We start from the raw sequence: 9,176 nt of genomic DNA on the forward strand, positions 1-9,176 counted from the left end.
AAGCGCGCGCGCGCGCGCGACTCGGGATTGGCCTTGATCGCCCGCCTGCAGGACGCCTGTGCCTCGCGTTCGCGGCCCGTCAGGCGGTAGAGATCGGCAAGATTGACCGCCAGCGCCGGCAAATCGGGCTGAAGCCTCAGGCCGGCACGGAACTCGGCTTCCGCACCCGCCACGTCGCCGCGCCGCAACAGAAACCCGCCGAGATTGGAGCGCCCCTCCGGCCTGTCCGCGTCAAGGCGTTGCGCCGCCTCATAGTCGCGGAAGGCGGCGCTGAGCCGGTCCCGGTCGGCGGCGGATAGCTCCGCCAGCGGCTGGTCCGCAAGCTGGTTGGCCGCCTCGATGCGAACGCCGGCGACCGGATCGGTCAGGAGCGGCGCGAGACGCCGCCAGCGCATTTCGCGGGGCAGGCCGGCCACGCTGCCGATGGCCGCGATGCGCACCAGCGGATCGGGATCGGCCAGGGCCTTCTCAAGCGCCGCATCGGTCGCAAGGGAGGGGAAGCCCCGCAGCTCGTGCACCGCCGTGGCGCGGACGATGGCGGGGACGGCCGGCGTCGTGGCGAGGCGGATCAGCGCCTCGCGCGCCGCAGGATCGCGTGCGCGGGCATCGTGGAACGCTTCGCCCCAGGTCTGGAAGCCCTTGCGCTCGGGTCCATGCCAGCGCGCGATGGCCTCGGCCGCCCAATCCGCCGACCTGTCGGCATGGCAGTCATTGCAGGTGTTCGGTGTGCCGAGGCGCGCGGAAAGATCCGGCCGGGGAATGCGGAAGGAGTGGTCGTGCCTCTTGTCCACGACCATGTAGGTGCGCGCCGGCATGTGGCAGGAGATGCAGTCCGGCGCCTTCGGCCCTTGCGTGTGGCCGGTATGCGCCTCGGACGCGAATGTCTCCGGCAGGTGGCACTGGCCGCAGACGGCGCTGCCCGGGGCGCGCAGGGCGGCCGAATGCGGCTCGTGGCAATCGCCGCAGGTGACGCCGCGCGCATACATCAGGCTCTGCTTGAACGAATGGTCGTTGAAGACCTCGTCCTGCATCGTGCCGTCCGCCGCGAACAGGCCTTCGGAAAGAAAGGTCGGCCGATGGGTCTGCGTCAGCGGCCGGCCCGGGCGCCAGTCCTCCGAGAAGATGCTGCGGCGCGCATGGCAGCGGGCACAGGTCTCGACCATGTCGCCGTCAGGACGCGATGCGGCATGGGCCGGACTGCCGGTGGCCGGATCGATGGTCCAGTCTGCCGGCGGACGCTGGGGGGCGACCGACGGAAAGCCCTTGTTCGGCGTCGCCGGATCGCGGGAGCCCTTAGCCCAGTCCAGATGGCCGCGGGCCGCGCCGTGGCAGGCCTCGCAGCCGACGCTGATCTCGGAGAAGCGCGTGTCGAACCGGTCCGCCGCCGCATCATAAGCCTTGCGCAGGGCCGTCGAGTGGCACTCGGCGCACATGAAGTTCCAATTCTGCTGCATCCCGGTCCAATGCAGGACATCCGATGGCGCGATTGTCTGGTCCGGATAGAGATGAAACCAGCGTTGGCCCCCCTCCGCGGCCGGCCGCGTGTCGTAGGCGAAGGGCAAAGCCTGCCGGCGCCCGTCCGGGAACGTCACCAGATATTGCTGCAGCGGCAGGACGCCGAACGTGTCGGTGATCTCGAAGGCGGCAGTCCTGCGTCGGCGCCCTCGGTCTCACCATGAAACGCGGTCCGTCGCGAAAGAAGCGGGCCGAACTGCCCTGGTGGGCGACGCGCGCGTCGGCGAAATCGCCGAGCACGGTTTCCGGCTCGGCGCGGCTCATGGCCTGGGCGTGCTGGGAGGACAGCCAGGCGCGGGTTTCATCCGCATGGCAGTCCGCACAGGCGGCGGAACCGACGTAGCCCGCCGGGGGCGCCGCGCTGAGCGCGCCGATGCCGCCCGGCCCGAGCGCCTCGCCCGTTCGCCGAGCGGAGACTTCGGCTGCCAGTGCGATCAAGCCGGCGGACAGAAGACCCGCCGCGAGCGCGGGGAAGCAGGCGCCAATCAACCGGCGGAACACCATGGTGCCGATCCCCTGGGACTCTTCGAGCAAAAGCCACTGGATCCGTATCGGTCAGCGCGAACGGATCGCACCACAAGATATCACCGTCTGGGGCGAGGTCCGACAGCGGCGGCGGCGCGGCCATCGGCGCGACACGCGCCCTCGCGCCATCGGACCGCCCGGCAGGGCCCGTCACGCCCCTGGCCGGTGGGATGCTTCCATGCCCAAGGCGGGCGCCGCTGTTTGGGGTGGAGGCGGGTCGCACCTGTAGATGTGCTGGAGGCGAAGTGGCCTCCTCTTATCTCGGTATGTCGCCAGCCGGCTGCCGCACAGGGAGCCTCAGAGAGGAATCCCGCGTCGTGCCTTGTCCTTAATCCAGGCGGCAACCTTGTCGAGAAATGCCCAGACATCGTTGTCAGCTGGATGAACATAGCTTGGAGCGTTCGGATCGCTACCTAGTGCTTCGAAGATGTTGCGCAGCCACCTTTTGCTTCTTGTAACGTTCAATCCTTGGAGCCAGTGCTCTACTTCGCCATGCCTCAGGATGAACAGGCCATATTGATCGAGGCGGTCGAAAAGGTTCTCGGCTTTTTCCTTCGCAGCGTCATTGAGCAGGGCAATTCCACCATTCGATTTAGGCTTCTTGTCGCCTGAGACAAGGTCTGACCACACGCCTGCGCGCTCCAATCTTATAGAGTCGTGGGGTTTCGGGTAATTTGTGGCCTCCAAGAGAACTGGGAAGTTGGTCTCCGGGTTGAGTGCGTCTATGTCAAGAATGGCGGCAACGGGTATCCCGAGTGCCCGAAGCGGCCCGACGATCTTGTTCACTGAATCTTTTCCGTTGGCATTAAGGAAGAGGGTGTTCGGCGCGCCTCGTCCAGATTCGTTTGCCAGAAGCCGCTCGTTGAGCTCTTGGTAGAAGGCGCGGTCCGCGTCCGCTTCGGTAACCACGATGCCTTCGTAAAAGACGCCCGACAGAGCATTTGCAGACCGCAAAAGCGGCTCTTGCATCATGACGCGGATGGCGTCGTTCGAAAGCATGCGAGCAGTGGCACTGCCCTGCTGATAGGTCAGGCGGACGACATTGAGCTTCGCGCCCGACTGGATCGCGCCCATCAGGAACTGGCTGCTATGGGTCGATACAAAAACCTGTTTGTCGCCCTGGCTCGCGGTACGGGCGATCTCGCGGCCGAGATTGTAGGCCAGCGTGGGGTGCAGAAACGCTTCCGGCTCGTCGATGATGATGATCTTCGGGTCGCCTGCGCGCAGTTCCAACAGCATGCCCGTAAAGGCCTTCATTCCATCGCTCCACTGGTGGATGGGACGAGCATTCCTCATCCATTCCAGCGTGGCGTCCTCTACGGTGCGCTCATTTGGTGGGGCTGTATTCCCATATCGTAAGTGGATTGACGCACCCTCGGAAATGTCCATGCCTAGATAAAGGCCGAAGGCATCAAAAAGGACATCCCGTAGCGACTGCCGGCGAGCATCGTCCGTCAGAAGCCGAGCAAAAGTGCTGTGCGGGTCCTTCAGATCGCCTCTGTCCTGTTGCGCGGTCAAGCCAATCCTGCTTGGCCCATCAAGAACGAGCATATGACGGACCGCGTATTGTTCAGCGAAGCCCCGCATATTCCCGTCAGGGTTCCGTAGAATTTGGCGGAAAACGGGAACGTTGATTTGCCTCCGCCGGAGTCCAAACTTGATGTACACGTGATCAGGGACATACTGTTCTCCCGGAATGTGCCTACGGTCCGTCAAGGCTTCAAGGAGCGTATCTATTTCTTCAACAGAGTGACTGCGAAATTTGAGCCCACCAAGAATTGTACGATGCGTATCTCCGCTGCTGCAGGAATCGGCAATTTCTCGCAGAACCAAACTCTTGCCTGAGTTATTTGGTCCGACGAAGATGGTAACGGCAGGCTCGTCCAACACCAGCGGGTCTGGCCCCTGGCCAGCGCCAAAGCGAAACTTTACCTCCTTAATGAGCACCGAAATCTCCCTTCAATCCTGATTGTTAGTCAGCGGAGGTCGGTCACGCATGTCAACACCGTCGCGTCCCATGCTTGCGGCCGCAAGGGGTTGTATGTCTGTATCGGTGGCTCTTATCCCAATAGCGGGCCGTCCGGTCCCCACCCCAACCACGACATTAAACAATACAGGCTGAGCGGCTGCTTTGGGGAGGTTTTCGACCCGTTAGGGTCACCTCCGCAAGCGCGGAAGGCCTGGGGCAGAGACGTCATCGCAGGGCTCATTCTCCAGGTGCCACGCAGCCCAGAAACCACGCACCGCCTGCATCATTCGCGCGCGGGGTTGGACGGGTCGCGGCGCTGGAACAGGATCGCGCGGAGCCGGTCGGAGCCGATGGCGCGGGCCACGTGCTTGAAGGTGAAGAACGGCAGCAGCGACACGAACATGATGGCGGCCACGATGGCCGTCCCGGCCAGCCCGCCGCCGCCGAAGGACGGGATGCTCGCCGCCAGGCCCTTGCCGTGGAACAGGCCGACCAGCAGGCGTTCGATGACGTGCACTATCATGAAGAGGACGGTGCATAGCACGGCCTCGAAGGCGATCGTCGCCGCCACCGGAAGCCGCTGCAGCCAGCGGGCGACGTCGACATACTCCGCCGCCAGCATCACCTTCGCGAGAATCAATGCGTTCAGGATCGCAAAGCCCTGGAAGACGAAGACGTTTCCCGCCGACCGCTCGATCAGGTCCTGATTCAGCACGAACAGGCCGAGCAGAACCCAGAGATACACGAACAGGATCAGGAAGCGCTTCAATTCCTGCGTGAGCCGCGTCTTCACGGAGTGGTGGGGCGGCGGCGCGGGCTGCCGGGACGCATCGGCCATGGACGGCTCCAACTCTGTTGCGCGGCTCAGCCGCCGTGCGCCGGACGCGCCAGTTCCTCGGCGAGGATGGCGACACCGAGATTGCTCGCGCCGACGCCTTGCGCGACGCAGAGCTTCAGCACCTCCATGACCTCGGCCACGCTGGCACCCGCCGCCAGCGCACCGCGGATATGCCGCCGCGTTCCCGGCGCGTACATGTGCCTGAAGGAGACATCGAAGGCGATGCTCAGAAGCTCGGTTTCCTTCGCCGTGAAGACGCCGGCGCTGTAGATGCCGGCGCCGGTGGCCATGAAGGCGTCCGTCCAGGCCGGGTCGAGCGCGAAGAAGGGGTCCCAGGCCTGGTTCCACTGGCCCAGCCTCTTCATGGCGTCGCAGGCCGGGGTCGGGGTGGCCGGATGCGACGGCAGCGCGGCTCCCGCGGCGGCCGCCTCTTCAAGCAGGATCGGCGCCCCGAGGCTGCAGGAATGGATCGCCATGACGGTCGCCATCTTGACGATGGTCAGAAGCTCGTCCCGGCTCGCGCCGGCAGCCAGCGCGGCGCGCATGTGGCGGCGGGTGGCGGTCCCGTCGAGCGTGGTGCAGGCGACGCTGGTCGCGACGCAGACGAGCTCCACCATCCGCACCGGCAGCACCTTGCCGCTCCAGGGATCGGTGCTCATGGCGCGGCAGGCATCTGCCCAGGAGGGGTCCCACGCCTCCAGCGTGGCCAGCGCGTCCGCATCCCACGGGCCAAGCGGAAGCTGTTCGTCGTTCGGCGGGCTCATGTCGGCCTCCGTCATGGCTTGCTTCGGGTTGGGTCTCGGACCGCACGGGGCGCGGCGTCCGGGCGGCGCGCGGCAATGGCCCGCGCAGGACATGCCCAAGCGGGTGCGCCGGCGCGCTCAGTCCGGCTCGGGCGGCGGAAAGGCCGTCGGATCGCTCTCCCAGACCAGGAAGCGATTGCCCGCCGGATCGGCGATGACCCCGTGCCAGGCGACGCGCGGGACGGCGGTGCGCTCCTTCAGGACCGTGCCGCCCAGGCGCTCCGCAGTGGCGAGGGCCTCCGCGCAGGAGGAAACCTGCACGAAGGGCAGCCAGCCCTGGCTGCCGAAGCCGGGCGGGTGCGTCAGTCCGCCGGTGGCGAGGGCGGGCGCGTCGGCGCCGACCTCGATGCGCCAATAGTCGACGCCGGGGGTCTTTTCGATCCGCCAGCCGAACAGCGCGGCATAGAATTCGGCGAGCCGCCCGGGCTCGCCGCCATAGATCTCGAAATTCGTCAGGTGGCCCGCCATGGCGCCTCTCTCACCTTGGTGACGGGGCCGCGCGGTGTCGCAGCCCCGTCGTCGATGGACGTCAGGCCAGACCCTTGGCCGCCTTGTGCGCTTCCAGCGCCAGCTTGGCCGCCTCGGGCGGGACCATGCAGTAGGCCATCGGGTGCGAGTCGCCGGCCACCTTGGCGACGGTCTTGCGGCCGTCGGTCTCCCAGAGGAGGAAGCCCTGCTCGCCGTCGCGGCGGTTGGGCGGCAGGCCGATCTTCGCCAGCGTTTCCTCGATGCTGTCGTACCAGACGCCGACCTTCAGGATCTCGCGCGCCTCGTCCGCATTGGCGACCTTGCGTCCGAACTCCTCGCAGAGGCGGACGGCGCCCTCGATCTGCTGGATCGAGGAGCGGCGCTTCTTGTCGGGACCCCAGAGGTTGTCCTCGTTGCCCACGCGCACGTGCTGGCCGAGCACGATGGCCATGGCCGACAGCGAGATGAGGCCGCGCATGGAGGACCAGAAGGTGGTCACCGCACCCTGCGGAACCTGACGCAAAAAGTCCATCCAATGGAACGGGTTGCGGCCCAGCGTGCCGCCGCCGTAGCCGGCCATCGCGAGATTCAGCGGCCCCTTGTAGACGCCGGCCCGGATGAGGCGCTCGATGATCTCGAGCTGATGGATGTGGGCGGGCACGAAATAGGGCTGGATCTTGTTGGCGGACAGCCGCTTCAGGTGCTCGAGGTAGAAAGCGGGGCCGGCATCCACGAACATGCCGGCCCAGGCGGCCTGGACGGCCGGATTGTTGTCGAGATGCGTCCCCTTGATGTCGTCGGGCGTGAACATGGACACCACGTCCCACTGGGTGGTGCCGGTGGCGACGGTGACGAAGTCGGGCTTCGGCTCCAGCTCCGCCAGCATGTGGCGGGTGTCGTAGTTCAGCCACTTCGCCTTGGCGTCGGCGGTGTGCGGCGCGAAGGAGATCGAACCGCCGACCTGCAGGATCATCTTCGGCACGGCCGTCCGCAGGCGGTCGAGCATGTAATTGTACTGGTCGAAGTTGATCGAGCCCTGCCCCGTGGCGGGATCGCGCACATGGACGTGGAGCATGGTCGCGCCGGCATTGTAGCAGTCGACCGCCACCTGCACCTGCTCGTCAAAGGTCAGCGGGATGTCCGCGTCGCCGGGAAGCCACTGCGGGCCGTAGGGCGCGGCCGTGATGATGAGCGGCGCCTGGTTTTCCGGAAGGATGGAGTCGTCGGTGTAGTACATGTTGTTGGCCTCCTTGTTGTCCGTGTTTGCGCCCCGCGTTTGCGGCTGCCCGCGGCGGCTCAGCCCCGTCCGCACGCGCGTCCGAAAAGCCGCGCGGCCGGGCGGTCATCCCTGCGACCTCGGGCCAAGCGGCACCACTTTCCCCGCTGCGAGCGTGTCCTCGATCTCCTGCGTCAGCCGCGCGATCCAGCCCCTGCACTCCTCCCGCCGGGCCGCCTGGACCTCCGCGGGCAGGGCGGCGGTGTTGGCGAGTGCGGTCTGGGCCGCGGAGAGCTCCTCGCACATGTCGGCAAGTCCCGGGTTCGCCGCATCTGCGCCAGAAGCTCCGAAGCTCTGCCGGGGAAGAATTCGAGCGCCGTCTGAAGCGTGTCTTCGTCCGAGCGCGTCGCCATCGCCCCATCTCCTCGGCTTCGAGTGAGCCTTAGGCCAAGCGAGCCGCGGGGGGACGTAATTAACGTGGAGCGGTGGGGTAAACCCGGTCGGACGGCGCCGGGCGCGCAGCCGGTTTTGTACATGAGTTCAATATTTTGCGATCATTCACGCAATCCCGGCGCGGGGCGCGGCAGCCAGCGTCAAGCTTGGTGATTCTTGCCCCGGGCACGACTATAGTCCGGCCCCGGAGCGTGATCGGGAGCGCACGTGGGCAGCGGGTTTGCACAGGCCGGCAATCGGTACGGCGCGGCTCCGCCGCCGCCGGATACCAGCCTTTGCCAGGCGCAGCTCGAACGGATCCTCGGCAGCACCGATTTCGTCGCCACGGAGCGCGCCCGCCGCTTCCTCGCTTATGTGGTCGGCGAGACGCTCGCCGGCCGCGCGGAGCGGATCAAGGCCTACACGATTGCCACGGAGGTATTCGGCCGCGACGCTTCGTTCGATCCGCAGTCCGACCCCATCGTCCGCGTGGAGGCGGGACACCTGCGGCGGGCGCTGGAGCGGTACTATCTGGGCGCGGGGCGCGCGGACCCGGTGGAGATGACCATCCCGAAGGGCGGCTACGTGCCCGTCTTCGTCATGCGGGCGCTTGCGGAGGCGCCGCAGACGCCGCTCTCCGCCGCCCCCGCTCCGGTCGGCTCAGGGCGACGTTCGTGGTATGTGGGCAGCGCCATCGCGATCATGGCGCTGCTGGTCCTGGCGACGGTGGTCAGCACCGGCTGGGGCTGGCTCGGCACCGCCCCGGCGCAGCCCGACATTCCGCGGCTGCTGGTCCGCCCGTTCGACGATCTGGCGCGCACCGAGGCGTCGAGGGCCATCGCCCGCGGCCTCACCCAGGAGGTCATCGGGCAGATCTCGAAATTCAAGGACATTGTGGTTGTCGCCACCCGGGCGGGGGGGGGTGGAGGCCAGCCCGGTCCAGGCCGAAGGCCCGCCCCCGCGGTATGTGCTCGGCGGCAGCGTCGACCTTCACGCGGGCGCATTCCGCCTCCAGGCGCAACTCGTGCGGCGATCGGACGATGTCGTGCTCTGGGCGCAAAGCTACACCGGCGACCTGAAGGTCGCGCGCCTTGTCGAGATCGAGGAGGACATCGCCCGCCGGGTGGCGACGACGCTCGCGCAGCCCTACGGCGTGATCTTCCAGGCGGACGCAGCCCGCCATCTGAGGAATCCGCCCGACGACTGGCGCGCCTATTCCTGCACCCTGAGCTATTACGTGTACCGGGCCAGTCTCGACCGGGCGACGCATGCCAAGGTGCGCAAATGCCTGGAAGACGCCGTCGCCCGGTTTCCCGACTATGCCACCGCATGGGCGCTGCTGTCGCAGACCTACATCGATGAGGTGCGGTTCGGCTTCGCGCCGGACCCCGCGCCGGCCGGCCTCGGTCA

9 protein-coding genes and 1 pseudogene are annotated in these 9,176 nt (G+C 66.9%); 1 reads left to right on the forward strand and 9 read right to left on the reverse strand.

Features of this window, described 5'->3' with window-relative positions:
• From AC2W7M_RS13655 to AC2W7M_RS13695, 9 genes are all read right to left on the reverse strand, one after another.
• Positions 1-1,454: cytochrome c3 family protein (locus AC2W7M_RS13655; protein WP_486132819.1), on the reverse strand; the 1,454-nt coding region annotated here is incomplete at its 3' end.
• Complete coding sequence (locus tag AC2W7M_RS13660) at positions 1,390-2,019, reverse strand: multiheme c-type cytochrome (protein WP_486132827.1); 630 nt, start codon at positions 2,017-2,019, stop codon at positions 1,390-1,392. The genes AC2W7M_RS13655 and AC2W7M_RS13660, both read right to left, overlap by 65 nt.
• Positions 2,020-2,337: 318 nt before the next feature.
• Positions 2,338-3,987 (reverse strand): ATP-dependent nuclease, encoded by a 1,650-nt coding sequence (locus AC2W7M_RS13665; RefSeq protein ID WP_486132820.1) that lies wholly within the window; start codon positions 3,985-3,987, stop codon positions 2,338-2,340.
• A 305-nt stretch (positions 3,988-4,292) separates the two neighbouring features.
• Entirely contained in the window at positions 4,293-4,847 is a 555-nt protein-coding gene (locus AC2W7M_RS13670; RefSeq protein ID WP_486132821.1) for a hypothetical protein, read from the reverse strand.
• A 26-nt stretch (positions 4,848-4,873) separates the two neighbouring features.
• Entirely contained in the window at positions 4,874-5,611 is a 738-nt protein-coding gene (locus tag AC2W7M_RS13675; protein ID WP_486132822.1) for a carboxymuconolactone decarboxylase family protein, read from the reverse strand.
• Between the two features lie 117 nt (positions 5,612-5,728).
• Positions 5,729-6,118 carry a VOC family protein gene (locus AC2W7M_RS13680; RefSeq protein ID WP_486132823.1) on the reverse strand — a complete coding sequence of 130 codons (390 nt, stop codon included), beginning with the start codon at positions 6,116-6,118 and terminating at the stop codon, positions 5,729-5,731.
• Between the two features lie 61 nt (positions 6,119-6,179).
• Positions 6,180-7,355: a beta-keto acid cleavage family enzyme gene (locus tag AC2W7M_RS13685; RefSeq protein WP_486132824.1), complete on the reverse strand. Its 1,176-nt coding sequence runs from the start codon at positions 7,353-7,355 to the stop codon at positions 6,180-6,182.
• Positions 7,356-7,460: 105 nt separating this feature from the next.
• Positions 7,461-7,640, reverse strand: coding sequence for a hypothetical protein (locus AC2W7M_RS13690; protein ID WP_486132825.1), 180 nt, complete (start codon positions 7,638-7,640; stop codon positions 7,461-7,463).
• 707 nt (positions 7,641-8,347) lie between these two features.
• Positions 8,348-8,659 (reverse strand): hypothetical protein, encoded by a 312-nt coding sequence (locus AC2W7M_RS13695; protein ID WP_486132826.1) that lies wholly within the window; start codon positions 8,657-8,659, stop codon positions 8,348-8,350.
• Between the two features lie 29 nt (positions 8,660-8,688).
• Between AC2W7M_RS13695 and AC2W7M_RS13700 the strand changes: the two are divergent.
• Positions 8,689-9,176, forward strand: a pseudogene (locus AC2W7M_RS13700) (hypothetical protein); the annotation flags it as partial.

It is taken from the genome of Xanthobacter sp. BG11Y11_SDJG (assembly GCF_057364445.1).